Below are 26136 nucleotides of genomic sequence, written 5' to 3'. Positions count from 1 at the left end.
AATGACGCCGCTCATGACCATCCCGAACCGAGCGGCCATGCCCTGGCAATCGAAACACGCCCGCCACTTCCGCTTGCCATAAGCTTCACCCCCAGACTGTCGGAGCGCGGATAGAGCCGACTACTGAGGCTGAAGCGGCCGTTTTCGTCGAACACCTCGATCGATGATCGGTCGAGAAACACGCGTAGCTCGAGTCGCGCTTGTGTCGGGTCTATCGCAACGCTGCGCTGGCCTGTGACTTGCGCACCCGAGCGGCTGCGGTCAAGTACCAGGCGCTGCAGTGACGGATCATAGTAGAGCAGGGTTTCTTCACGGCCATCGTCGCTGCAGCGCAAGGCGACTCCCAACTGGCCGTCAGTGCAGCCGAGCAGATCCAGATGCACATGGATTTCGAGCATGTCGCCATGCACTTGCGGCACCCAGCAGGCTCCCGACTCTCCCCACCACGGCGTACCCGGCAATAACGTCATTCGCAGCGCGCTGAGCTCCCGTGCCGGATACATGCCAAGGCGATCGGCGCACAGTTCCAGTTCGCGGGGCAATCCGAGCATGCCGCACCAGTGATGGGCCTGGCTTGGCATCGGGCTTTCCCACATGTCCAGCCATGCCCATACGAGGCGCCGACCATCGGCGGCCAATAGCGTCTGCGCTGCATAGAAATCGTGGCCGTTATCCAGCTCGATAAAAGGCCCGCCCGTGAAGTGCCATTGGTTATCGAGCTGGCCCACTCGATAACCGGTCTGGTACTTGTTGAGCCGGTCGTAACCGTCGGCTTGCATGCCTTGTGGTGAGTACAGCAGCACATCGCGTCCATTCAGTCGAAACAGGTCCGGGCATTCCCACATATAGCCATCGCCCTCGCTGCCGGCGGACACGTAGTCGAGGAACTCCCAGACGTGCAGATCCGTGGAACGGTACAACGGCAGCAGCGGCCTGTCGCCCAGACGTGCGCCGGCAATCAGGTACCAATAGTCATCCACCTGCCAGACCTTGGGGTCACGGAAGTGCATGATGGTGTCTTGCGGCGCGCTGTCGATCACCGCGCCGTGTTTGACGAAGCGGATGCCATCGGTACTGGTCGCCAGGCACTGCACTTGACGGATGAAGCGCTCGTCACCCACTTCCCCCAGCCAGGTGTGCCCGGTGTAGATCAGGGCCAGGGTATCGCCACACACCACCGCGCTACCGGAAAAACAGCCGTCACGGTCGCAGTCATCACCGGGTGCCAGTGCAATGGGCAGGTGCTGCCAATGAACCAGGTCGGCACTCTTGGCGTGGCCCCAATACATCGGCCCCCATTTCGCGTCGTAGGGGTGATGCTGATAGAACACGTGGTACTCGCCACGAAAGTACACGACCCCGTTAGGGTCGTTCATCCAGCCTGCCGGCGGAGAAATATGATAACCGGGTCGATAGTCCTCGATGACGCGAGACTGGCTGTCAGCCAGTGCGCGCTGCGCAAGGTCAAGGGTCGAAGACATGGGATCGCTCGGCGTATTCAAAGACAAGTTCATAGGGCGTGCGCTCGGATTGAGCGTAGAGCGAGGTCATCCGCCACGGATTCAATGGCGTGCGGGTGGCGCTTCAATGCCATGCCGTCGGTATCGAACAGGTGGATCATGTCGATGTCCAGTTGCAGTTCGACCCGATCGCCGGTCTGCCATCCGGCGTTGACTTCACAACGACAGATCAGTGGCTCGTCCTGACCTGAATCCAGGTGCACATAGGTTTCACTGCCCAGGTATTCGACCCCGGTCACGACGATGCCAGCCGCTCCCGACGCCGCCTTGAGCGACAGGTGTTCCGGGCGGACGCCCAGACTCAGCGAGGCGTCCGCCGCCAGCTTCGAACTGTCGAAGGGCAGGGTGGCCATCCCCAAAACGGGAGTATCGACCAGGCTGGTTTCGCCCGGCGCATGCAGGCGGGCCGGCAGGAAATTCATTCTCGGCGAACCGAGAAAACCGGCGACAAAGCGGCTCGCGGGGCGCTCATAGAGTTCGCGCGGTGAGCCGACTTGCTCGATGTGACCGCCATTGAGCACGACAATTTTGTCAGCCAGGGTCATCGCTTCCACCTGATCGTGGGTGACGTAGATCATGGTTGAGCGCAGTCGGGCATGCAGCCGGGCGATTTCGTTGCGCATCTGCACGCGCAAGGAGGCATCCAGGTTGGAGAGCGGCTCATCGAACAACAAAATGTCCGGTTCCCGCGCCATGGCTCTGCCCATGGCCACACGCTGACGCTGTCCCCCAGACAGTTCTTTTGGTTTGCGTTGCAGCAGTTTGTCCAATTGCAGGATTTGCGCAGTTTTCAGCACCCGCTCGCGCAGGCTGCTCTTTTCAGTCTTGGCCAGTTTGAGGCCAAAACTGATGTTGTCGTAGACGCTCATGTGCGGGTATAGCGCATAAGACTGAAACACCATGCCGACGCCACGTTCGCGCGGTTCCAGGTCGTTGACCCGGCGCCCGTCGATCAGCAGGTCGCCGGCACAGATCGAATCCAGTCCGGCGATCAGGCGCAGCAGGGTCGACTTTCCGCAGCCCGAAGGACCGACGAACACCACGAATTCACCCGCAGCGATCTCCAGGTTGATGTCGCGAAGAATCCGCGCGCCGCCCAGTTGTTTGTTGACGTTGTCCAGTTTCAATTTGATCACGATGCTGTTCCTTGTCTTTATTGGGCATCAACCCTTTAACGCGCCGGCAGTGAGACCGGAAACGATTCGGCGCTGGAAGATCAGCACCAGAATCACCAGTGGGACGGTGACCAGCACCGAGGCAGCCATCAACAAGCCCCAAGGCAACTCATGGGGGCTGCCGCCAGAAATCAAGGCGATGGCAACCGGCACCGTGCGTTGGCTGTCGGTGAGGGTGAAAGTCAGGGCAAACAGGAACTCGTTCCACGCCGCGATGAAGGCCAACAAACCGGTGGTGACCAGTGCAGGCCAGAGCAGCGGCAACAGCACGCGGGTCAGCGTCACCCAGGGTGACGCACCATCCATGATTGCCGCTTCCTCCAGTTCATGGGGCAGTTGCCCCATGAAGGTGGTCAGCACCCAGACGGTGAAGGGCAGGGTGAAAATCGTGTAGCTGAGGATCAACGCCCAGGACGTGTTGTAAAGACCCAAGGCGCGGATCACTTCGAACAGCCCTGACAGCACCGCAACCTGGGGAAACATCGACACGCCGAGGACCATCATCAACACAGTGCCACGTCCACGGAATTTCACTCGGCCCAAGGCATAGGCAGCGGTCAGGCTGAGGAACAGCGCCAGTGTGACCACGCACAGCGCAACCACCAGCGAATTGCCAATCGCTCGCAGAAATGAGGCTTGCTGGAGGATCGCCGCGTAATTGGAAAAGTCGGGATGTTCGATCCAGTAGCTCACCTCGAACAAGGCGCTGGAGGGCTTCAGCGAGGTCACGATGGCGTAGTAGAACGGGAAAACCGCATACAGCAGCAAAACCGCGATCAGGCACCAGAACCCAAGGCGCAACAGTGCTTTTTTCAGCAGGCGCGGGCTCATGCGCGGACCTCCAGTTGACGGCGTCCGAGGTAGAGATAAAGCATGGCGATCACCGCGACCACCAGAAACAACAGCGTCGACGCCGCGCTGCCGTAACCGACGTCCTGGAACTCCACCAGGTGCTGGCGGGCATACACCGACATGCTCATGGTGCTCGACGAGTTCGAGGTCAGCACATAGATGACGTCGAATACCCGCAGGGAATCGAGGATACGGAAGATCGCCGCCACCAGCAGTGCAGGCATCAACAGTGGTAGCGTGACGCGCCAGAACACCTTCAGCGGATGAATGCCATCGACCCTGGCCGCTTCGTAGCAATCGCTCGGCAACATCTGCAAGGCAGCGAGCATCAGTAACGTGACAAAGGGCACAGTCTTCCAGACGTCAACGATGATCACCGCCCACATCGACAGGTCGGCATCTGCGGTCCAGGCCAGGGGGGCGTCAATCAGGCCGAGGCTGATCATCAGGTGATTGATGATGCCGAACTGGTCGTTAAGCATCCATGACCAGATCTTCGCCGAGACAATCGTTGGAATCGCCCACGGAATCAGAATCAACGCGCGCACCAGCGAGCGGCCGGTGAACTTGATGCTCAGCAGCAACGCCACCAACAGCCCCAGGACGACTTCCAGTCCCACCGACACCACCGTGAAATACAACGTGTTGCGCACCGCATTCCACCACTGTGGATCGACGAGGATGCCCGACCAGCCGGACCCGCTGAACAACAGATAATTGCTCACGCCGATGAAGGTTGCGCCACCGGTGTCCGCCAGGCTGGCGTCGGTCAGGCTGAACCAGAATGTGCGCAGCAGCGGCCAGGCTGCCACCAGGGCCAGGCAGACCAGCATGGGCGTCAGAAACAGCCAGGCAGCGCGCACCCGGCGACGTTGTACAGGCGTTTCCCTCGTGAGCAGAAGCTCGTCAAAGGGGACAGGGGCAGTAGAGACAGACATGGTGATTTCCTTCCTTGTGGCTTACCAGTTCTGGCGTTTGATACGCGTGAGTTCACTTTCCAGTTCGGCCAGCGCCTGATCGACGGGCAACTCGCCCGCCAGCACGCCATGCACCCGATCGAAGAACGCATTGGAGACCCGTGGATAGCGATCGGCAGTGATTGCGGCGGGGCGCATGACCCCAGCGTTGAGAATGCTGTGCAACTGAGCGTAATAAGGCATGGCCGCAAGCAACTCGGGATCTTGATACAGCGACTCGATCACCGGGTTGTAGGCGGCTGTCAGGGCACGCTGTTTTTGCTCTTGGGCACTGGTCAGGTAGCTCACCAGTTCGGCGGCAAGTTTGGGATGAGCGCTGTAACGCGATACCGCCAGGCCCCAGCCACCGAGGGTGGAGGCATGCTCGCCGGACTCGCCGCCGCGGGGCAGGGGAGCGACCCCGACCTTGTCTTTTACGGCACTGTCCTGGCTTTGCACCAGGGCCCAGACATAAGGCCAGTTACGCATGAACAGCGCATTACCCGACTGGAATACGCCACGTCCTTCTTCCTCGGTGTAATTGAGCACGCCACGCGGAGAGATGTCTCCTACCCAACTTTTCGCCAGCGTCAACGCCGCTCTTGAGGCCTGACTGTTGACCACGATGTCTCCGCGTTGATTGATCAGTCCGCCTTGCGGTTGGCTGCTGATCCACTCCAGCGCATTACACGTCAGGCCCTCGTAGGCACGTCCCTGAAAGATGTAACCCCAGAGATTGGCGTTCCCGGCGTTGCGCTCAGCCTGTTGCACATCCCTGGCGGTAGCGGTCATTTCCTCCCACGTCTGAGGAACCTGCTTTGCGTATTTCTCAAGCAAGTCTTTGCGGTAATACAGCAGCCCCGAGTCGGTGAACCACGGCATCGTCACCAGCCGTCCGTTGACCGTGGCGTTATCGACCTGTGCCTGGAAGTAGCCTTGGGTCGCGTTGGCGGGAAGCACCTCACGCAGATCCATCAGGTGTTTGGCCAGCATCCCCGGCCACACCATGTCGATTTGAATGATGTCGATGTCGGTGGACTGCGCACTGAGGATCTGCTGGTAGAACGACAACCTCTCGGTCGCCGAGTTAGGCGTGGAGACCACCTCGACGTTGTTGCCAGTCTGTTTCGACCATGTCTCGACGGCCTCCTTGCACAGCTGCAACTCCGCACCCACCGCCCCGCACGAGATCGTCAGATCGGCTGCGCTCGAGAGGGATGGAAGTGCGGCAGACAGGGTGATCAATGCAACAGGCAGGAGCGATTTCAGGTGTTTCATCGAGCGTCCTTTATTTTTGTTTTTAGAAAAGTTAACGTTAACATCGCCAAATGTAGCAGCGTATTTGCGATGAGGCACCCTTTTTTTCGTCGATTGCGACAACTCGCAACGCACGCAAAAAAACGGCCGTTTGCGTCAACCAACAATAAAAACAAAACAGGGATTTCATATGCACAAAGCAACAGGCTGGCTACTGGCAGGTGTGCTCGGCACATCCGCGGCGACCGCTCAGGCCGCGACACTGGAAGAGCGCATGGCCGCACTTGAAGCCCGTGCCAGCGCGGCGGAAAAGCGCGCAGCCACGGCCGAACAGCAGACCCAAGTACTTGCCCGGGAATTGCAGCAGATCAAACTCGCAACGCCTCCGTTGCAGCCCGCCGCGTCTAACGCAACAGCCATTTCGGCGCCTGCTCTGGACACCCGACTGGCAAAACTCGAAGCCCGTCAGCAAAGCCTGGAGGAGGAGGGCAATAGCGGACACCTCACCGATGGGTTCAGCTTCAACGGCTATGCGCGCTCCGGATTGCTGGTAGACGAGGGGCTGGGTGGCGGGCGTGGCGGCCCTTATACAACGCCGGCCGGCTCGGTGGGTGGTGCAGTCGGGCGACTCGGTAACGAAGACGACACCTACATGCGTATCGACCTGTCGAAAGAGGTCTATGCGCAAAACGGCACCCGTTCCAAATTCACGGTTTCCATCGCCGACGGTGTGGAAAGTTCCAATGACTGGACGGCGGACGAAAGCAAACTCAACGTACGCCAGGTATTCGCCACGCTCGACCATGTCGCTGCGTTCAAAGGCAATTCAGTGTTCGAGAACGCTACGCTGTGGGCAGGCAAGCGGTTCGATAGGGATAATTTCGATATCCACTGGCTGGACTCCGACGTCGTTTACCTGGCCGGCACCGGCGGTGGAATTTACGACGTGCAGATGAACAAGCATTGGCGTTCGAATTACTCCTTGATTGGGCGTAGCTACGGGGATTTCAGTCAGGGCGGTATTAACGCCGATGTGGAAAGTTACATCCTGACCTCCAACCAGTTCTTCGAGGACGGCCAGTGGCAGTGGATGTACAACGCCATCGGCGCAAAGAAAAACGATGTCGGCACCCGCACCAATAAAGCCGGTTTGACGCCTGCCGATAGCGGTTTGCACAGCATGCTGGCCAATCACCAGAAAACCTTTTTCGGCAGGGAAGGGTTCTTCAAAACGGCGCTGCTCTATGGGCAAGGTCTGGGGGCAGAGGTCAAGAACGTTGGCTCGGATGGTGAACTGATCGACGAGGCCCGCGCGTTGCGTCTGGCACTTTACGGTGAGACCCCGCTTGCCTCTGACTGGCGCATCGGGCCCAGCGTGCTGGCCGAACAGAGCAAGGATAGATACGTCAAGGGTGACGACTACCGCTGGCTGACCCTGAACGTGCGATTGGCCAACACCATCAACAGCAACTTCGAAATGGCCTACGAAATGAGCTGGCAAACCATGAACCTCGACCCTAAAGGCTATCTACAACGTAATGCGGTCGATGGTAGCTTTTGGAAAATCACTGTCGCCCCGACATTCAAGCTTGACGTTGGCGATCTCCTCACGCGTCCGGAGTTGCGAGTGTTCGCAAGCTACATGAACTGGTCTTCGGATCTGGACAGGTTCAGTACTACAGACGCCTTTGGCATGTCCGACTTCCAGGCGGGAGGGGTGTGGCAATACGGTATACAGATGGAAACCTGGTTTTAATCGTTGAACGTGTTCATGCACCATCGATGATGTGGAAGGTTTGCTACAGAACCGCGACAGCTGAAAAGCTGTCGCGGCTGCTATGCGTTTTAGCGGTTAGCGTCGTCGATCGTCACTGACGTGGACATCGGCTTCTTTCCTGCAGATTAGTGTTGTTCGGCCATCATCTCGGGATTTTTATGGCTCGTTAATACGCTCTTGTTCGAATGGTAATGAATGCCGCACGTGTATTCGATAAATGAATGATCGGTTTTTTCATGCTGGGCAATGTTGTATTTCTGAAAAGGCAACATGGCTCTGCGCACGGGTGACTGATCCAATATGTTCTTGTAGGTGGTATTTGAGTCGTCAGCAATCCAAAGGCGTCTTACTTTTCTTTTCATGGTGCCATCCACAAATTTATGGCGGGCATGCAGGACTCTCAGGTTGTCCATGACCAGAATGTCCCCCGGTTCAAGGCTGATATTGGTGATGTAGTTCTCGTTGGTGGAATAGTGGTTCTGGATGTAGTTAAAGGCAGCATTGGCCCATTCAGGAATGAAGGCGGTGCTGTCATATCTGTAGCGGATTCTTAATGTGTCGGTAGTGACCTGTTCGAATACTGCGCAATCTATAGACAGCAAATCGTCCCGGCAGTAGGCAACACTGCCGCGGGCCATCAATATCTTCAGTGTGTCAGCCTGATTGGCAAGCAGGTCATTGTAAATTTTCTGTCCATCCACCAGGAAGTTATCTCCGCCAAACTCAGGCTTGGAAATGCACTGGAGGATGACGAATTTGGGTGGGGTGACTTTTGTTGCCTGGCCATCAACATAAACCATTCCGTTTAGAAAAGATCCGTCGGTATGCGGGAAGAAATCGCTCGACAGTTCACCGTGGTAATCGTCCTTGAAAGTTTGCCAGTCTTTGTTTATCGGCTCGCCACCGCCGACCACACCATGTTCATCCGATTTCGTATGGAACTGAATCAGTCCAAACTTACCCGCCGTCTCTCTAAAAGCTTCCACAGAGTGGTCTTGAGGCTTGATCACGCAATATCCATTTTCTTTAAGAAAAAGGGCGATTCCTTTGGTGTCAAAAAAATCAAACTTTTTGCTCGTAGTCATTTCACACTCCTTGTCTTGATGGGAAAGCTTTTACATGTCACTGAAAAAAATGATCGAAGACCATTTTCAAACCAAAAAACGTCACCCCTGCTTTTAAAAGCATGGCGCCTACACGCTGCGATATACGGTCTCTGAGAAATCCACCCAAATACGATCCAAGCGTGGATGCGGTAATCATGATGATGATGAGATTTGCGTAATCCATGAACGCAAAACCGGCAATAACGAAGGCCGCCACTTTCAAGCCGTGGAGCACGCTCATTTGCATGGCGTGGGTGACGATCACTTCATTCTTATTGATGTTCATCTTCATCAGGATCGGCTGTGATATCAGACCGGTCACTGCCACGAAGAGTGAAAGGAACGTTTGAAAGAACCCCACGATTGCAAAGTTCTTAAATACAAACCCCAGACGCGAGACGATCTTTGTCCAGGTAATGGCCAGAATAAAAAGGCCAAGGATCAGTGATAGATATTGCTCGGGGAATTTCCCGATAAAAAAATAACCTATGAAGGCACCGACAAGGCAGCCAATGACATATCTAGGCAGGATTTCTATTTTTGCACTCTTGTAATCAAAGGCAAATCTGCTGCCATTGCTGACCATTTGAATCAAACCGTGAACCGGCACTACCGCAGATATGGGAATGAATTGAGGCATCACTGCAAGCAATCCAATACCACCACCAACACCAATGGCGGCAGTCATGAATGAAGTGATAAAACTGACGCCCACCAACATATACAAGTCATCAGAGATTCCGAGCATTATTAATTCCTGTCCAGTTTTTAAAGGTTAAACGTGCATCTTGATGCGGTGCTTTTTTGCAAAGTCACTTGTCCTTTGCACAAGCATCTATAAGTGTTCCGAAACAATCAGGTGTAGCAGGTTGGGCTCAGCCATTGCCTGCTTCAGACACTTGGCCATGTCGAGCTTTTACATTGGTGGATGTCGCTTGATTGTCAGGCGTATATCTTTTTCAACACGATAAGGTTTCCGCTCCTGTTAAAGGGGGCGTCGAGGCTGATGAATAAAGTCTGGTTGATGCGTGAGTAAGGGCTACGGTAGTTCGTAACCCCTTTACTCTTTATGGCGGAAAGTCAGTGCATTATCCAAATGGCTGCATCGTTGCGCTGACTAGTTTTCGGTCCGATAAACATCTCCCTCCTGAATATATTCAATCGTCCACCCAGTCACGTCCCGGCGAGTAAAGGCGGGTCATAGTGTCGATAAGACTTATTAGTCTGTGCGGGTAGTTATCGCCATTTAAATAAACCGAGAGACTGCCATGACTCACTTTCTTCGTCGGTCGCGGGGGTAGAAACATTTATATGTTTCTAGCGTCCGACACTGTCATGGCAAGTCTTCTCAGACAAAACGTGACTTACTTCTCGGGTAAGGCCCAAGCAATGATGCTGTCACCCAACTTGGTTGGAATCCGATCATGACCGCCAACCACGGCCACGACGTACTGTCGGCCTTGACTCATGTAGGTCAAGGGTGAGGCCTGATTACCTGCAGGGAGGCGTTCTTCCCACAGCAGTTCGCCACTTTCGCTGTTGTAAGCACGCATGAAACGATCGAGGGTGGCGCCGATGAACGTCACGCCGCCGGCTGTCGTCACGCCCGTTGCATCACTCGGTGTACCGATTTCAAAACGCATCCGGGAGGCGATTCCCCAAGGCCCGCTGTCATATCCGGTACCGAATGGTCGGCTCCAGACGACGTCGCGCGTGCGCAGGTCGATGCCAGCAATGAAACCCCAGGGTGGCGCAATGCAAGGCTGGTCAAGGGAGGACATCCACGGATCCTTGATGGCGCCATAAGGCAGCCCGGCCTGGACGCGGAAGCCTTGGCTGTTGCCCGGCGATTCCTGGAACGACTTGGCATTGATGGCGTCGAGTTGTTCGCGAGGAACCAGTCCCTGCATATAAGGGAGGCGCTGGTTATTGATGATCAGCAGGCCTCGCTGAAGATCGACCATCACACCTCCCCAGTTCAAGCCGCCGTGATGACCGGGGAAAATCAGGCTTTGTTGGCCTACGACCGGCGGGGTGAAGATCCCTTCATAGCGTGCCTGGCGAAATTCGAGGCGACATTGCATCTGATCGAAAGGGGTCAGGCCCCAGGCCTTGGCCTCGGTGAGTACTTCCGGGGTCTTCGATGGGCGCCCCATGGTGCTCGGCATATCCGGCGAAAGTGGCTGGGTGGCAGCGGTGTAGTCTCCGGGGGCGGTCCCCTGTGGCACAGGCGATTGCACGACATCCACCAGGGGTTCGCCGGTGGCGCGGTCAAGTACGAACAACTGGCCGGACTTGGTGGCTTGGATGATGGCCGGGCGTGAACCTGTGGCGGTTGGGAAATCAATCAGGCTGGGTTGTGGGCTCAGGTCGTAGTCCCATAGATCATGGTGAACGGTCTGGAAATGCCATTTGACCTTACCTGTCGCTGCATCCAGCGCCACCAGGGACGAGCTGAACTTGTCCTCCTGTTCCGTGCGGGTACCGCCGTAGAAATCGCCAGCTGCGTTGCCGGTGGTGACATACACCAAGCCGAGTTCATCGTCGGCGGAAAGCGGTGCCCAGGAGTTGGGCGTGCTGAGCGTGTAGGTTTCGTCGTGGCGAGCGGGGGTATTGGTGTCTGGGCGGCCCAGGTCCCAGGCCCATTTCTGTTTGCCGGTCACTGCATCGTAGGCACGAACCACCCCCGAAGGCGCCGGGCGCACATCTGAGTCAAGGACTCGGCCTCCGGTGATGACGACCCCGCGAATGACGATGGGGGCGGAAGTGATACCCGTCGAGCCTTTTCTGAAGGTGCCTAACCCGTCTTTCAAATCCGCAAAACCTGCGTTGCCGAAGCCGGGGCACGCTTGGCCAGTCAGGGCGTCTACCGCGCCGAGGCGAATATCGTTGGTGCCCCAGATGATGCGCGAGGCGCATAGGCCACTGGCATTGGGTACTTCGAAATAGGAGACGCCACGGCAGTAGGCGCCGCCATTGGCGAAGTAGTCCGGGTCAACTTTGGAGTCGAACCGCCAGTTCTCTTTTCCGGTGGTGGCATCCAAAGAAATGATGATTTGCTTTGGCGTGCAGGTATAAAGCGAGTTCCCGACCTTGATCGGAGTGGCCTCGTTCAAGTACTTGGTCTTTTCACCGGCTTGCTTCACGTCGCCATGGTGGTATTCCCAGACTTTCACCAGGCCCGGCACATTCGAAGGCGTGATTTGTGATGCGGCGGAATAATGATTGCCCAAGTTGGAACCTGCATAGGCAGTCCAGTTGGTCTCGTTGTGTGACGCGGCAATATTGCCGTCCGGAGAAGTCACCGTACTGCGGCTGAAGGGTTGTCCAGTGCGTGTTGTGGCGAGCGTCGAGTCGGCGAGGTGAACGGTAGTCGGGAAGAACAGGGGAACCAGGATTGTGCCCCCCATGATCAGCGGCAGCCCACCCATAATGATGAAGTAATGACTTCGTTTGGCATTGGCAAAGTCACGACGTACTAAAGGCCAGAACGCCAGAAACGGAATGCTCAGAACCGCCAGCCACGCCAAGCGTGGAATGAAAGCCCAGCCGTCGTATCCAGACTCCCAGATCGCCCAGGCGTAGGTGGCCAGAGAGGCTGCGCCATAAAGGTAGAGGCCGAGGGAATGTTTCAGGCCGATGAGGATGGCCGAGAGCAACAGGGTGGTACCCATCATGGCGTAATAGGGCGATCCGCCCGCCGCCACCAGGGCACCGCCTTTATAGGTCAGCGTCGCGCCAAGCAGGGCAACCAAAATGTTGTACGCCCCGAACAGAAGGTTCGAGACTCCCGCTCCTCTACCCAACGTCCCTTCGTTCATTGCAATCATCCCTGTGTGATTCGATATGGCTCCTTCCGAGCGGCGCGCATGATTGCTCATTATTGTAACGAAATACAATATCCGGCGAAAAAATTAACTATTCCGTACAGATTGGATGGTTTTTTGTATTTTGTGTTGAGGAGAGACAACCTGATAAGCTGCTTCGCGAATGGCTGGAGAGCATTCAGACGAAGCTTTGATCATTACCAGGGAGTGGGTGACGCGCTCTATAGCCCTTCATCTTTTGGCATGACGTCCTGCCGGGTCTTGAGTCGGCCTACGTCGTCCAGATGTCTCCAGAGAAATTGCGCGGCTTCTTCACGCCGGTCAGACTCGATGAGGTCGAGCAAATGGATGTGTTCCTGGCATTGCGCCATAAGACGAGTGCGATCAACGTTGGCCTTGTAGCTCATGAAGCGTCTGAGCTGATTTTGCTGGCGTATGGCATCAATGAAAAAGACATTGCCGGAGCACTGCACGATCAGTTCGTGAAACTGGGCGCCCACCTCGAACAGTTGGGCCCGGGACAAGGTTTGGATATCCCCGTCGAGCATGGCCAGTTGCTGTTGCCGGGCTTGGGCAAATGCGGCGTGATTGACCTGGTAACCGGGTTCAAGCAAAGCGGCCGGTTCGATGGCCATCCGAAAACGGTAGCTTTGGATGTGTGCCTGGGCGTTATGCACGAAGTCTTTGAGACTCCATCCTTGCCCCGGCTTGCGCTCTACCATGGCTTCGCTGGCCAGCCTGTTGAGTACCTTGAGCAACTGGCCTCGGGGTACTTCGTAACGGCGCAACAGTTGCGCTTCGAAAAACTCGGCAGGTATTTCTCCGCCAAGAATGTCGTCGACCACACGAAGGTAAAAGTCTTCGAAGGGATCGCTGGCGAGAGGGAATGCGGCCTCTTGAATCTGCCCTGCATCTTTTTTCAGGAAGTAGCCACGATTGGGTTCCTGGATGGCAAGGTCCCACTCAGCGAGCAAGGCAAAAACGCGCCGGACAGGCGAGCGCGATACCCCAAGCGCTTGCGCGAACGTCTGCTCGCGCAACGGCTCACCGGCTTTCATCGACCGGGCTCGAACCATGTCGATGACGCGTGGAGCCAACTGCAGGGCGAGGTCTTTCTTGATCACAGGCTCTCTCTCGAATGGTTAACTTCAGTCCGTTCCCGTTGGGGCAGAGGCCCCCATCGGACTGGAGTGGGAAAATACCACACGAGGAGGACGTGGGTATCTGCACAAAGAACGCTGGCGGACTAGTCGAACAACCTTGTCGAGGCACATGAGCATGAACGTTCCGCGCATTTTTCTGATCCACGCGACCGCACTGGCAATCGATCCCGTCACGGTAGCTTTTGCCCGTCAATGGCCGCAGGCACAGATCGTCAATCTGCTTGAAGACTCGTTATCCCGAGATCGAGTGGAGGAGGGGGAACTAACCTCGAGTATGAAGGCGCGCTTTCTGGCACTGTCCCATTACGCAGTACAAAGTGCCGCGGACGCCATTCTCTTCACTTGCTCGGCTTTTGGCGATGCCATAGACCTGTGCAAACCTGAATTTGCCATCCCGGTACTCAAGCCGAACGAAGCCATGATCGACCTGGCGCTCACGCAAGCATCGCGTATTGCTGTGCTGGCGACGTTCGAGCCGACCATCCCTTCGATAGTGGCCGAGTTCAAGCAAGTGGCTGAGCGTCGTGGTCGCGTGCTGGAAGTGGTGCCGTATTTTGTTCCCGGTGCGATGCAGAGGCTGAGTGAAGGCGACAAACAAGGTCACGATACCGCCATCGCAGCAATGGCCGCTCGGGTCGAGGCCTGCGATCTGATCTGTTTCGCCCAGTTTTCGATGACGAGCGCCGCCGGGCTAGCACAGGCTCGATCTGGTCTGCCCGTATTGACCACGCCCGACAGTGCAGTGCTGGAGCTGCGAAGGATGCTCCAGGCTAATGATTTCGCTTCTTCCCAGGATGGATGATTACCCAATGCTCAAGTTCAATGCTCACCTCGGCTTCCAATTCAATGAATTGCCTTTTCTGCAACGCATCGAAGCCGCCGCAGCCGCCGGTTTCCGGGCGGTGGAGTTCCCGTCGCCGTATGAATTCGACGCAAGTCTGCTTGCCGACCATTTAGCCCAATACCGTTTGCCGTTGATTCAGTTCGCCGCCCCGGCTGGCGTGACCAAAGGCATCGCCGCGTTACCGGGCATGGAAGCGGAGTTTCGCGATGGGTTGCGCCAGGCCGTCAGCTACGCAAAGGCGTTGGCGTGTTCGGACGTCCACATCATGTCGGGCGTTACAACACAGAATGACGCTGAGCGTATCTACGCGGGCAACCTGGAATATGCGGTCAAGTACTTCGAAGACCAGGGGCTGCGACCGCTTATCGAAGTGATCAGCGCGGAGGCGATGCCGGGCTATTACATGTCTGACTTCAGCAAGGCGCAACAGATTCTGGAAACCTTCCCGAGTGTCGGGCTGATTCTTGATCTTTACCATGCGCAGCTTTTGACGGGAGACGCAGCCGCTGTGCTGGCGCGGTTCTATGACAGAACCGTCCACGTGCAAATTGCCGATTGCCCAGGTCGTCACGAGCCGGGAACGGGGAGCCTCGACTTTGCAGCCTTGTTCGCGGCGCTGGAGCAGCGCGGCTACGCGGGATGGATTGGATGTGAGTACCGTCCTTCTGGAACTACCGTTGCGAGCCTGGACTGGATCAAGCAGCTAAGTGCTTAGGTTCTAGCCGAAAACCCTAGAGTCGCTGATATAGAGAAAATCGCCGTCATCAAAGGCAGAAGCCTTTGATGGCCGAGCGAAAAGAACTCATTGATATCGGCCTGACGCTGGCGAGTAGGGGGGATTTAATGCCAGATGCGGTTATTGTAAGTCGAACTATTTTGTTCGGAGATTGTGATCCGGCAGGGGTGGTGTACACCCCGCGATTTTCACATTTTGCTGTAGAGCCATTTGTACAGCACTAGACAGATAGGTAGGGGGCCGGGGCTTAGAGCTGTGATGAGTTTTAATATACTCCCGCCGGTGCGCGCGATGTCGATCGAGTTGCTGGCTCCGGTGACGTGGGATGACGAAATGATTATTAAAGTTGGCGTGGCCAGGTTGGGGGAGCACTCTTTTACTTTTTTGGTTGAGGGGTTTATAGGCAAAGGCGTGCTGGCATTTAGCGCGAATGTCACACACGTATGTGTCTCACCGGAAAGTAAAGAAGTCGTACCCATTCCAGCTCCGTTGCGAGCGCTTCTTTCATAGAAGATCAGACGGACTCAAAACGTTCGGGGGGCTGTCAAGTGGCCGGTTGTGGTCAAAATCTACCGTTCCTCACCGGGAGCTATGGGGCGATTGCAGCGTTGGTGACCGGCAGCAATCGGCCAAGAGCGCCCCTTGGACAACCTGATGGCGAAACAGTAGCTTATGCAGCGAGACAGGCAAGAAACACTCTGTAGCGGGACAACTTCCCATATCGTGTTGCACTTGAAGGATGTTAAGAAATGGGACCGAAAACCGAAGAGCTGATCTGCGTTCTTGATCAGCTTGCAGCAATGCTTGAGAGCGATGGAGATACTCACTGGAGTCTGTGGATGCGTAAGGCAAGAGCACGCTTAATGGATTCTGATTACTCCGGAATTGAGTACCTACAGCAAGCCTATGGCGGAATGGGTTCATTCAATGATCTCATTCTTGGTCAAAGCCATGACAATGGCGTCCTTTGCTGGAAGCCGGGCCATGTTGAGCTAAACGAAAGATTCGATGAGTTACGCAATAAAGCCGCGAAGCTCTCCGATTTCATAAAGCGAAATACATAAGGGTCGCGGTTATCAAACTACGTCATTCAAAGGGGTCAGGCCGGCCACCGGCGCATCTCACTTTGATCAGCTCCGTAGACTCAGTAACGGGCGATTTGGTGTTTGCCTACACGGAAGTCGGGGAGCACAGAGTGCATTACACATCACGTGTAGCAACGGGGACAGACCACGTTTTTAATTGGTTCTGTCCCCGAAGTTGCAAAGGGAATTACCCCTCAATCCACCGGCACAACATTATCCAGCGCTCGATTCACCGCCAATTCCCCCAGCATCACCACTTGCGCAATCCCCAGCGCAGTCTTGCGGTAGCCTGGGTCCAGGAGGGCGGCGAAGTTGCAGAGCATTTCGGTGGCTGAGCTGAGGGACTCGCTGGCGTTGACGAGCAGGGACTCGCTGTCGTAGTCGGCGTTGGCCAGAAACATGGGCGCGTGTTTCTGGTCGCTGCCCATGATGCGTTGGGTTGGCGTGAGGTAGTAGTCGAGGGCGCGTTCGGCGGCCTCGTGGAATTTCTTGGAGTTGGGGGATTCATACGGGGAGGCCGGATCTGTTTCCGGCGGGTTCGGCGTGATCTTGAACATGTTCTTCTTTTTCCTGTGGTGTGGCCGCCGCTCCGAGCTACTAAACAGGGGGTGGCAGCTGTACGCAGGTTAGTAGACCGGGGAAAAGAAGAAAGCCGGCGCGCCCGAGGGCGCCCTACGCACAGCCGCCATCGAGTGCAGGTACGTGAATACCTTTTGATGGACGCTTGTGCACTTTCATTTACCACGGGCTACTAAACCCGATCACTGGGAATCAGTGATGCGAACCAAGTTACCGGTGGCCCTTGAGGCGCACAAGCCGGCGGATTCTGGCGTAGTCGTAGGCAATGGCGCAAGACGTTGTAGCCTTAAGCTGGTAACGCGACGTGTCTTTTAAACAACCACGAAAAACTCCTAAACACGCCTCATCAACACGCCGCAAGGTGGAATGAGGTGGAATGGGGACAGATTTATTTATCAGACAGACCGGTCGCTTCTGGCCGAAAACGGACATCTGTGAGCGGCCACTATCGGCCAATAGCGGCCGTTCTGGAATGGCAGGAAACGACCGATAACTGCCTTCGATACGCGACTTTCGCCCGCCAGCGGCTCGATTGTAAGAATATGGCGGAGAGCTGCAAAACCGCCTACGCTTATAGAATAATTCCTCGAACGCCTTGCCCATCTGGTGGTATAGAGCCGAGAGATCTGACTTCCTTTGACCGTCCGCTTAACACCCACCCGGACCAACCCGCGCCTATCGCCAGCAACTGCCCCCTGAGTCCGGTCCACACGACCGGCAGTACGGCGCAACGGGTAAAAGCCAGACCCAGTCCCCCCACCTGCCGTTCAAAAGCGACCGATGCCGCAGCACCTCTGGAAACGGGGGCGCTGTTCACGTTCTGCCATGAGGTCAATCCGTATGTATCGGCCGAGCACGATTCCTTACCAGCAGCATCGAGGGTTCAGCCGAACCTTCACTCAGGGGCATTTGAGCCTTGGATTATTCTTTCCCATGGAGGCGTTCGACGGGGACACTCCGAGCATGCTCAACCAGGTCACACTGGCTAAACAAGCCGAGGCGCTGGGCTTCTGCGCGCTCTGGTTTCGCGACGTGCCGCTTCGCGACCCTGGCTTCGGCGATGTCGGCCAAGTCTTCGACCCCTGGGTTTACCTGGGTTATATGGCCGCCCATACCTCGGAGATTGCACTTGGCACCGCCTCCATCGCCATCCCGCTGCACCATCCCCTGCACACGGCCAAGGCGTCAGCCAGCGTCGATCAGTTGAGCACTGGTCGCTTGATTCTGGGGGTTGCTACGGGAGATCGGCCAGTGGAGTTTTCGGCGTTTGGCGTCGATCCCGAAAGGCGTGGAGAGATCTTTCGAGAACACTACGAAGTGATTCGCCGCGCCCACAGCACCAGTTTTGAGCCCATCCACTGGAGCACTGGTGAAATGCAAGGCGCAGACCTGATTCCGAAACCTACCACCCAATTCATTCCAATGCTCGTGACCGGCAACAGTCGCCAGTCACTGGATTGGATCGCGCGTGAGAGCAGCGGATGGATCAACTATCCACGCATTCCGAACATGCAGCGGCTGGTCGTGGAAGATTGGCGACTGGAGGTCACGAAACAATGTGGCTCTGTGTATAAGCCCTTTACTCAGTCGCTGTACATCGATCTCGATGAGAATCCGTCAACGCCACCCACACGTATCCATTTGGGGTTCAGACTTGGACGTTACCATCTACGATTTTTGCTGGAGTCGCTTGAGGAAATCGGCGTGGACCACGTCATTCTCAATCTCAAATACGGCAAGCGCCCTGCGGTGGAAGTTATTGAGGAATTGGGTACGCACATCGTTGCGCAGTTCGGAGTGCAGCCGCGTCAGGCAGCTCATTGAACATCGGTCACTGCTACGCCGACGAATGCTCACTTGACGAAACCATAAGGTGTCACGGCGCGGATGACCTCCGGTTCTATATCAATGATGGAGATCTTCGCGCCATGAGCGACCGGTGCTCGGCAAACAATCTACCCTACCCAGCCTAAACCCGTGATGAGCACGTTGCCTTGCAGATTCTGTGCGGCTCCACGCCGTCCATGGACACGATTTGCGCGCGTATCCTTTCACTTATACCGAGCGCGCGAGCATGGCATAAATCCTGGACACGGCACTTTAGCCATGACATTTATCTTCAATACAGGTGTTTTGATTGATCACCGCCCGGAACAGCAGCAGGACCAGGCTATCCTGATTTTCACAAAATACATCGTGGGCCTCCCAGTACTGACTGGAGCTTCCTATTGGGTTTGCTTAGCCGGGTAGCTTGGCCGCAAGGACGTCAACCTTCTCGATTGATGGCGGTTCGGCAAATAGCTCGGCAGCGTTTGCCATAAGCGCCGCCGCGACCTTGCCCGAAAGATGAGCCTGCCGGCCCGCTTCATCCGGGAATGCGTCAAAGATGCCAAAGGTGGACGGCCCCAAGCGGATTCCAAACCAGGCTGTAGTGGCTGGCTCCTACTCCACTAACGGAAGGCCGCCCAAAAGAAAGCTCTCTACATCCTTTTCTTTCCCGGGTTTTGCTTCCAGGCGAACGAACAACGCTACTTTGACCATGATGTGGCTCCTGTTGTTACGATGCGGCTGGCGCTATCAGATCGCGATAGCTAAGAGGGGCATCCGAGACTCTTAACTATGGTCGACGATACCAGGATTACAAACCCAAATAGACCAAGGGTAGCGGCGAGTAGCGCACGGGCAGTGAGAACGACGTAGTGGGCAACATGTAACCGCAAGTCAGCCACTTGCTCACTTGGTCCCACCCTCTGGTCTGATAATAATGATTCAACGATATCTGAAATTTAGAAAAACATAAGAGATCATGGTTGCTGTCAGGCCGACCAATATGTACTCGACGCGGGGTAAAAATACGACTAACCCGCCCAAAGAAAACACTATCAACGTGTTTTGCAGTATGTATTTCCTTATTCTACTCACGGCTATGAAATAGCCATATTGCTTACCTAGGAAAAACAAGGCCATGCCGGTGATCGACATAATCTGAAAATCGCGTATCGCAATGTCGTTCAGGATCGCATGCCTTATCAAATTTGCCAGAAGTGCCAGCCCCATAAAAAGAAAAAGGTGTGAGTAGATTAAGGCGTGCCCAATCATACTGCTTTGATGTTTGTTTAATAAGTAAAAACTATCAAAATAGATCCACCAGATACTGCAAATCATGATAAATCCGGTGATGGCCGCCATCACATTATAATAACCCCATTGAATGTTAGATAAGCCTCCGGAAAGGCTAATAATTGACTCCCCCAATAAGATTAGGGTGAGTAGGCCTATGCGCTCAACCAAGTGTTCCGTGTGTGCTGGCAACGGTTTTAGTTTAGTCCAGAAAAATACAGGAAACAGAATATCAAGAACAATCCCAATATAAGCAACAAGGTAACGCAAGGGCGGGTCAAAAATAACGGATGAAAGGCTAATAACTGCGCTAACTAATAGGGCGAAACCAAGCCTTGAGGAAAGTTCGCCGCGAGAATCGAGTTTACTAATGGATGAAATATACATAACACTGATGATCGCACGTATACCAAAATAGCAGGCAATAATAAGCGGGTAGTTCACTTCCAGGTCTTCCCCGATCCGTGCCGATAGCACAATGAGCAGGAGCATTATGAATAATGTTGCCAAACGGTGAAGATTGCTGTCTGTATCGAACCTGTTGGAGTAAATCGTGTGACTGGACCAGATCCACCACAACGGTACAAAAAGCAGTAAGAATGTCCATAATTGCTTATGTTCAAAGTGCCCGTCATGAACATGTCCGAGAGTGTGCGTAACCTGGCCTATCGTAACAACGAAAGTCAGGTCAAAAAACAACTCCAACCATGTGGCGTGTCGATTTTCTTCATAATACTTCAAAGATTTCATTAGTTGCCGGCTCCGTGTCCACCTCTGTATGTAAAAGGAAGCTAACGTTGGTTTTTCCTCGGCTCCGATGTGGGTGATGCCAAGCCGATTTGGCTCTCTAGCGATTTCGTCCACGCACTAACAAAAGCTCAATCATCTGACTCATCCCGATGAACTCTGGAACTCCGTCATAGCGAAGCCCGTCAATGTAAAACGCTGGGGTGCCATTCACGCCGCTGCGTACACCTCCATTGAAATCGGCTTGTATTTTGGGAATGTAAGTATCCTCTTGCATTGCAAGATCGAATTCCTCCCTGGAAAGGCCGTGTTTGAGAACGATGGCGCGATACAGCGGCAGGCCCAATCGATCCTGATTTTCGTACAATTCGTCGTGGGCCTCCCAGAAGAATCCTCGACTCCCGGCATACTCAGCGGTGACCGCTGCACCCAATGCATGGGGGTGAGCGGTGGTCAGAGGGAAGTTACGGAACACAAACAGCAAGTCATCGCGAAAATGCTGTTGCAGATTCTTGACCATCCAATAAGCTTCACCGCAATAGGGACATTCATAGTCGCCAAATTCGACCAAGGTGACCTTGGCATGCGCACTTCCCTGGCGATGGTCGTTGGCACTTACCGGGACTTTGAGAGTGGCCATCTAATCACCTGTTAATTTTTGGTTGGCGTGCTTTGTGGCGAATTCGCCAAAGCATCCAGCGCATCCAGAATACCGTCCGCACCAGGGTTGATTGCCATCGGGGAGACGTAGCTCCAGGCAACCACCCCGTCCTTGTCAATCACGAACAGCGCACGCTTACAAACCCCGAGCTGGGACTCGTACGCTCCATACCGTCGTGCCACAGCCCCTTTGGGCTCGAAATCGGCCAGCAGGCTGAAGTGAAAATTCCGATCTTTGGCAAAGGCCTGATGACACCAGGCGCTGTCAACCGAGATACCCAGTAGCGCCGCACCGTATTCTCTGAATGTGGGTAGCAACTGGTTGTACAAGGTCAGTTGGTCACCACACACCGAGGTCCAGTCAGCGGGATAAAACGCCAATATCACGGGATTTCCCTTTAGCTCACGCAGCGACAACTGTTGATCAGGGGTTGCGTGAAGAGTGAAGTCGGGCGCGACAGTGCCGGCCGGCAGCGGACCCTGAACCAGGTCGCCATTGGTTTTTTGTGCATCATCAAACTCTAAAGTATTCATTGCTTGAACCTTGATAGATGGGTGGTTGGGACGTGCTCAGTGGGATGCGACGTGCCCGGCGGGATAACTCCATCCACCATCAAGGGGTTCAAAAAAAGACAACGCTGCCTCGATCTCAGCCTGAGCCTGAGTGATTTCGGCAGCGAAACATTCACGTTCCGCATCAAGGAACACAAGAAGATCCGCCGTGTAATCGCGGAATTGGATTAGGCCAGGTTGGCAGGGGAATGGTCAGATTCGCTCTGGCTCACCAATGACTATAGTCGTTGATGACGCTTGCCGTAGTAGCTGAACGAATTTTCGGTACCTCCAGTGCCAACAACACTTACGCGCTTATCTTGCTACCATTTCAGGCGGCGTTTTAACACGATGAATTTGTCAGCTATTTCGCCACTTCAGACAAATCTACATCTGCTTTCTGGACGACAACTGCAGCCCGTTACGACAAGCAGAAATCGACCAGAGGCAGACAATGAACCGCCTTCAGGTCGACAGAATGAAGGTTGATATGGGAAATGCTCTGGGCAAACGAGTCGTTGTCATTAGTGCCGGCATCGTGGCCGCTTCGCTGGCGTATCACCTGGCTGATAAAGGCGCGAATATCACCTTGGTTGAGGCTGAAGGTAATCAAAGATGCGGCTCGTGCAGCGATGGTGCTGTACCTAACGAATAGTCGAGATCGGTCTTCGGGAAGCTGAGCGGTAGCCCTTGCGAATATTGTCACTGACCGCTTTTGGCCGAAAGCGGACTTGTGGAAACTTGCCCGTATCCGGTTTCAGAGGCTTCCCAACCTACGCTTTAACTCACCGGTCCCGGCCCCACCCACTCAACCAATCCACTCCCAATACCAAAATCAGCGAAAAATAAATCCGTGCCCATTTTGATTGCCATTTTCATTATTTCCGGAAGGCTCGATTCCTGAAACCGTCTGCATGGTGGTTTGCTCATGAGCTTGACCTACTCAACACCGTTCGTCAGCTGGATCAAAATCTGACGGAGAGATGGTTGAATATCCTACATATTGTGGTTATTTTTGTTTTTAACACAATATGTGGTGGTGGCGAAATGGATCGAGAATACATCCAAGAAGCAGCGCATTGGGTTCACGAAGGCCTTTGGGCAAACAAGGACGCTCTGTGGCCTGGCGGACAACCTCCACTATTAAGCATGCTCGATCCCGCAGTTGCGGCTTCACTGTTGGGACTGACGTATCTGGAGCTCCCGACCCTTGGTTCCACAAGATTTGCTCCACAAGGTCAGAAATTCCAAGCAGCTGGGATATTTGATCGGCGCTCCGGAAAAATCGCAGTCTCTACCGAATTCCCTTTACATGAACGCCGTTTCACAGCTGCTCATGAGATAGGCCATTTCCTACTTCATGAGCAAGAAATTATGCATAGGGACCGGCCGATAGGCGGCTATCACTCACTATCGACCAAACCTCTGATTGAGCGCGAAGCGGATTATTTCGCAGCGTGTTTCCTTATGCCCCCTAAGCTTGTGATTGCTCGGTTTGAAAGCCAGTTTGGATGCAAGGGGCAGTTTCATTTTAACGACGTCAGTTGTTTTCACCTGAACGCTAACGATCCAAATTCCCTTCTTTATGCCTCGCAAAATTCACTCGACCGAGAAATAGCTTTGGCTCGCTGTACCAGATTCAACGGCATGGCAATCAATTCTTTGGCTCAGCAATTCAGGGTATCTGACAGTGCCATGGCGGTTCGAATCAAGGAATTGAATTTGGTGCGCTGGCCATAGAATTAAGAAACCAACCTTGTTAGGAGGGCAAAGGGGAAATTTACTTTATGAGAAGTTGATAAGTGCAAAAACCACAATCAATATCAACGTTAAGGAGAAAGCTTATGGCGCTTAAACCAGGCCCAAAACCAATCGCTAAATCAACCGGTGAAGTTGACAAGCGTCGTCGTGATAATAAAGACACGCAAGGAAACAATCCCGACTTGAAACCTAGCAAATCTTCAAAAAAATAAGTTGTCGCTGGCAGAAGCTACTGTAATGGTAGCTTTTGTCATTAAAAAAGGAGACTGATTTATTTCTCAGAAAAAATTAGTCCCCAGTCTCAAGAGAAGATAAGTTCCAACCAGAACAGGGGGGCGTCTAGGTTTTTGGACATAATCAGGGTCGTATAACCGGACCCAAGGGTTCGTGTATTCAGTAATTCGGGCTCATGAAATCGCATCTCACGTTCAAGAGTTTGTCGAATCGAGCACGGTGGGTTTTGTACCCAACGCTAGTGCTTGCCTAGCTCAACTTTTTCACCTTCGTAGCGGTCAGCCAGTATCTTTGGGGGCGATGCGCTCAACGGATATATTCAGGCGGGAAAATATTTTGTGTGTGCTCATGGAAGCTGCGTCCACGTATCGCCAGAAATTTGGCAATACAGCTACTGGCATGCAGTGACCGCAATGGGAGGCATCCTGTTTTCGATTGCGGAGGTCGCTCTCTTCGTTAACACAGGTGACATCACAATTGACTGGAATGCGCCCTAATCATTCATCCAGTTGGACGGCTTACCATCCGCTTAATTCTAGCGTTGAACGTCTGTTTCTGGCCGATTGCCGTCATCCACGAGCATCGATTTTCGAGCAACCTATAAGTTGCTCTTGATCAAAAAGTAATCGCAGGGCTTTTTGCTTACCTGCTACAGCGCGCACTGGCGCTTGGTATCTTCGTTAGCGATACCTCTCAACGACGCACGCGATTGGCGGATCAGTAGCCATCTCGATAAGGTCATGCTTCGTTTTTGATCATGCCCGTGACTCGGAGCAGACACGCCGCCACCAGCGCCAACGGAACCCCCATGCGATATCGACGCCTCGACCTTAATCTGTTGGTGGCGCTCGACGCTTTGCTGAGCGAGTGCAGTGTCAGCAGGGCGGCCGAGCGTCTGTGCCTCGGGCAGTCAGCTGCCAGCTCGGCACTGGGCCGCTTGCGTGAGCATTTCAATGACCCGTTACTGGTGCAAGTGGGGCGCCGCCTGGAACCCACAGCGCTGGGTCTGGAGTTGCTGCCAAAAGTGCGTGCTGCGTTGGCACTGACACGGGAGGTCGTCGACGCGCCGCTGAATTTTGACCCGGCAAACTGCGAGCGGCACATTACCCTCGTAGCCTCCGATTACGTCGCCGACGTGCTGCTTCCGGCGGTCAGCCATGCATTGGCGCGTACCGCTCCGGGTATTCGCTTGAGCTTGCGTGACATGCCTGTTCCGCGCGACGGCGACGTCGTCAGCGAAGCGCTGGATTATCGGCGCAGTGATTGTGTGGTCGTGCCGCAACGACGGCTGAATCCGGCCTATCCCCATGTGCCGCTCATGACCGACCAGCTCTGTTGTATCGTCTGTGCCCGGCAACCACAGTTCGCTGAGCAACTGAGCGTGGCCGACTATTGCGGCGCGGCGCACGTGGTGCGCGAGTTTGCCAACGGGCAAAACCTGGCAATGGATGCCGTGCACCTGCATGAACTCGGCATTGAGCGGCGAGTGGCGGTGACCGTTGAAAGCTTTGTGCTGATGCCGCAATTCATTGTCGGCACCGCACGCATTGCCACGGTGTTTCAACGACAGGCGCAGCGCTTCGCCCAGCGTTATCCGTTGCGCATTCACCCGGCACCGCTGGCGTTTCCCGAGGCCGTGCAAGTCTTGCAATGGCATCCCTATCAAGAACATGACCCGGCCATGCAATGGTTTCGCGGCCTGCTCCTGGAACAGGCCGCATTGCTCGATCAGCCCTCTGGTTGATCGCCGCTGTCGGCGATTAATCCTGCCTTGGCGATTGCCAGTAACGCGCAGCGTTCGTCATTGTCCGAGGTATCGCCGCTGATGCCGATGGCCCCAAGAATCATGCCCTCGGCATTTCGAATCAGCACGCCGCCCGCTACCGGAATAACTTCGCCGCCGGTCAAACTGTTGATCGCGTCGAAAAACGCCGGCATGGCCTGCGCGCGTCGCGCCAGTTCACGTCCGCCAAAACCCATGCCCAGGCAACCGCGTGCCTTGCCGATGGCGATTTGCGGGCGCAGGAAGCTGGCGTGTTCGTCGCGCAAAACCGCCAACGGATGGGCTGCGGCATCCAGTACGGCGACGCCCAGAGGCTTGATTCGGGTTTCACGAGCGATGCGGATGGCGTCGCTTGCTATGTTCGTGGCAGTCAGCAGGTCAAGTCGTTGCATGCCCTCTGTC

At 54.9% G+C, this 26136-nt stretch carries 23 protein-coding genes and 3 pseudogenes; 10 read left to right on the top strand and 16 right to left on the bottom strand.

Annotated features, from left to right (window positions below):
* Window positions 1-11: 11 nt before the first annotated feature.
* The 5 genes from BK670_RS12060 to BK670_RS12040 are packed head-to-tail and all read right to left on the bottom strand — an operon-like array spanning window position 12 to window position 5781.
* A complete protein-coding gene (locus BK670_RS12060; protein ID WP_123449943.1) occupies window positions 12-1514 on the bottom strand; it encodes a glycoside hydrolase family 32 protein in 1503 nt (500 codons plus the stop codon).
* Window positions 1511-2656, bottom strand: coding sequence for an ABC transporter ATP-binding protein (locus BK670_RS12055; protein ID WP_123449942.1), 1146 nt, complete (start codon window positions 2654-2656; stop codon window positions 1511-1513). Before BK670_RS12055 ends, BK670_RS12060 begins: the two co-directional genes overlap by 4 nt.
* A gap of 27 nt (window positions 2657-2683) precedes the next feature.
* Window positions 2684-3526 (bottom strand): carbohydrate ABC transporter permease, encoded by an 843-nt coding sequence (locus BK670_RS12050; RefSeq protein WP_123449941.1) that lies wholly within the window; start codon window positions 3524-3526, stop codon window positions 2684-2686.
* On the bottom strand, window positions 3523-4485 hold the full coding sequence (locus BK670_RS12045) for a carbohydrate ABC transporter permease (protein ID WP_123449940.1): 963 nt from the start codon (window positions 4483-4485) through the stop codon (window positions 3523-3525). Before BK670_RS12045 ends, BK670_RS12050 begins: the two co-directional genes overlap by 4 nt.
* A 21-nt stretch (window positions 4486-4506) precedes the next feature.
* Entirely contained in the window at window positions 4507-5781 is a 1275-nt protein-coding gene (locus tag BK670_RS12040) for an ABC transporter substrate-binding protein (RefSeq protein ID WP_123449939.1), read from the bottom strand.
* Window positions 5782-5950: 169 nt separating this feature from the next.
* Here BK670_RS12040 and BK670_RS12035 point away from each other — a divergent pair, with 169 nt between their 5' ends.
* Window positions 5951-7516, top strand: coding sequence for a carbohydrate porin (locus tag BK670_RS12035; RefSeq protein WP_123449938.1), 1566 nt, complete (start codon window positions 5951-5953; stop codon window positions 7514-7516).
* A gap of 146 nt (window positions 7517-7662) precedes the next feature.
* On the opposite strand, the gene BK670_RS12030 is transcribed toward BK670_RS12035, so the two are convergent.
* The 4 genes from BK670_RS12030 to BK670_RS12015 form a co-directional block, all read right to left on the bottom strand.
* A complete protein-coding gene (locus tag BK670_RS12030) occupies window positions 7663-8622 on the bottom strand; it encodes a TauD/TfdA family dioxygenase (RefSeq protein WP_123449937.1) in 960 nt (319 codons plus the stop codon).
* 37 nt (window positions 8623-8659) lie between these two features.
* Window positions 8660-9391: a TSUP family transporter gene (locus tag BK670_RS12025; RefSeq protein WP_123449936.1), complete on the bottom strand. Its 732-nt coding sequence runs from the start codon at window positions 9389-9391 to the stop codon at window positions 8660-8662.
* Window positions 9392-10007: 616 nt separating this feature from the next.
* Window positions 10008-12464 (bottom strand): membrane-bound PQQ-dependent dehydrogenase, glucose/quinate/shikimate family, encoded by a 2457-nt coding sequence (locus tag BK670_RS12020; RefSeq protein WP_123449935.1) that lies wholly within the window; start codon window positions 12462-12464, stop codon window positions 10008-10010.
* A 227-nt stretch (window positions 12465-12691) separates the two neighbouring features.
* Window positions 12692-13594: a GntR family transcriptional regulator gene (locus tag BK670_RS12015; protein WP_123449934.1), complete on the bottom strand. Its 903-nt coding sequence runs from the start codon at window positions 13592-13594 to the stop codon at window positions 12692-12694.
* 154 nt (window positions 13595-13748) lie between these two features.
* Between BK670_RS12015 and BK670_RS12010 the strand changes: the two genes are divergently transcribed.
* The 4 genes from BK670_RS12010 to BK670_RS11995 all read left to right on the top strand — a co-directional run bounded on the left by BK670_RS12010 (window position 13749) and on the right by BK670_RS11995 (window position 16277).
* Window positions 13749-14435, top strand: a complete 687-nt coding sequence (locus tag BK670_RS12010; RefSeq protein ID WP_123449933.1) for an arylsulfatase — start codon at window positions 13749-13751, stop codon at window positions 14433-14435.
* A 7-nt stretch (window positions 14436-14442) separates the two neighbouring features.
* Window positions 14443-15192 (top strand): hydroxypyruvate isomerase family protein, encoded by a 750-nt coding sequence (locus BK670_RS12005; RefSeq protein WP_123451361.1) that lies wholly within the window; start codon window positions 14443-14445, stop codon window positions 15190-15192.
* Window positions 15193-15471: 279 nt separating this feature from the next.
* Window positions 15472-15723 carry an acyl-CoA thioesterase gene (locus tag BK670_RS29915; RefSeq protein WP_311197025.1) on the top strand — a complete coding sequence of 84 codons (252 nt, stop codon included), beginning with the start codon at window positions 15472-15474 and terminating at the stop codon, window positions 15721-15723.
* 239 nt (window positions 15724-15962) lie between these two features.
* Window positions 15963-16277 (top strand): DUF6966 domain-containing protein, encoded by a 315-nt coding sequence (locus BK670_RS11995; protein ID WP_123449932.1) that lies wholly within the window; start codon window positions 15963-15965, stop codon window positions 16275-16277.
* Window positions 16278-16492: 215 nt separating this feature from the next.
* Here the strand turns inward: BK670_RS11995 and BK670_RS11990 are convergent, their stop codons facing one another.
* Window positions 16493-16855 carry a DUF6124 family protein gene (locus BK670_RS11990; RefSeq protein WP_123449931.1) on the bottom strand — a complete coding sequence of 121 codons (363 nt, stop codon included), beginning with the start codon at window positions 16853-16855 and terminating at the stop codon, window positions 16493-16495.
* 862 nt (window positions 16856-17717) lie between these two features.
* Between BK670_RS11990 and BK670_RS11985 the strand changes: the two genes are divergently transcribed.
* Window positions 17718-18701 (top strand): LLM class oxidoreductase, encoded by a 984-nt coding sequence (locus BK670_RS11985; RefSeq protein WP_041481072.1) that lies wholly within the window; start codon window positions 17718-17720, stop codon window positions 18699-18701.
* 38 nt (window positions 18702-18739) lie between these two features.
* Here the strand turns inward: BK670_RS11985 and BK670_RS29910 are convergent.
* From BK670_RS29910 to BK670_RS11960, 5 genes and pseudogenes are all read right to left on the bottom strand, one after another.
* Window positions 18740-18921, bottom strand: a pseudogene (locus BK670_RS29910) (monovalent cation:proton antiporter-2 (CPA2) family protein); the annotation flags it as partial.
* 194 nt (window positions 18922-19115) lie between these two features.
* Window positions 19116-19418: pseudogene (locus tag BK670_RS11975) on the bottom strand (putative quinol monooxygenase).
* Window positions 19419-19646: 228 nt separating this feature from the next.
* Window positions 19647-20747, bottom strand: a complete 1101-nt coding sequence (locus BK670_RS11970; RefSeq protein ID WP_123449930.1) for a low temperature requirement protein A — start codon at window positions 20745-20747, stop codon at window positions 19647-19649.
* Window positions 20748-20844: 97 nt separating this feature from the next.
* Window positions 20845-21384, bottom strand: a complete 540-nt coding sequence (locus BK670_RS11965; protein ID WP_070086726.1) for a DsbA family protein — start codon at window positions 21382-21384, stop codon at window positions 20845-20847.
* 11 nt (window positions 21385-21395) lie between these two features.
* On the bottom strand, window positions 21396-21938 hold the full coding sequence (locus tag BK670_RS11960; RefSeq protein WP_052392237.1) for a redoxin domain-containing protein: 543 nt from the start codon (window positions 21936-21938) through the stop codon (window positions 21396-21398).
* Window positions 21939-22446: 508 nt separating this feature from the next.
* Between BK670_RS11960 and BK670_RS11955 the strand changes: the two are divergent.
* The 4 genes and pseudogenes from BK670_RS11955 to BK670_RS11945 all read left to right on the top strand — a co-directional run.
* Window positions 22447-22560, top strand: a pseudogene (locus tag BK670_RS11955) (FAD-dependent oxidoreductase); the annotation flags it as partial.
* Between the two features lie 383 nt (window positions 22561-22943).
* Complete coding sequence (locus BK670_RS11950) at window positions 22944-23696, top strand: ImmA/IrrE family metallo-endopeptidase (RefSeq protein ID WP_259697560.1); 753 nt, start codon at window positions 22944-22946, stop codon at window positions 23694-23696.
* A 104-nt stretch (window positions 23697-23800) separates the two neighbouring features.
* The gene (locus BK670_RS29905; protein WP_256214295.1) at window positions 23801-23929 is read left to right on the top strand and encodes a hypothetical protein; all 129 of its coding nucleotides are present in this window, start codon (window positions 23801-23803) and stop codon (window positions 23927-23929) included.
* A gap of 830 nt (window positions 23930-24759) precedes the next feature.
* A complete protein-coding gene (locus tag BK670_RS11945) occupies window positions 24760-25695 on the top strand; it encodes a LysR family transcriptional regulator (RefSeq protein WP_123449929.1) in 936 nt (311 codons plus the stop codon).
* Here the strand turns inward: BK670_RS11945 and BK670_RS11940 are convergent.
* Window positions 25680-26126 (bottom strand): GlcG/HbpS family heme-binding protein, encoded by a 447-nt coding sequence (locus BK670_RS11940; protein ID WP_123449928.1) that lies wholly within the window; start codon window positions 26124-26126, stop codon window positions 25680-25682. The two genes, BK670_RS11945 and BK670_RS11940, sit on opposite strands and share 16 nt — an antisense overlap.
* Window positions 26127-26136 lie beyond the last annotated feature (10 nt).

Origin of the sequence: Pseudomonas fluorescens (assembly GCF_003732425.1) — a bacterium.
GTDB lineage: Bacteria > Pseudomonadota > Gammaproteobacteria > Pseudomonadales > Pseudomonadaceae > Aquipseudomonas > Aquipseudomonas fluorescens_BE.
Note: the sequence above shows the minus strand (reverse complement) of the source record. Positions and strands in the feature narration are given on the sequence as shown.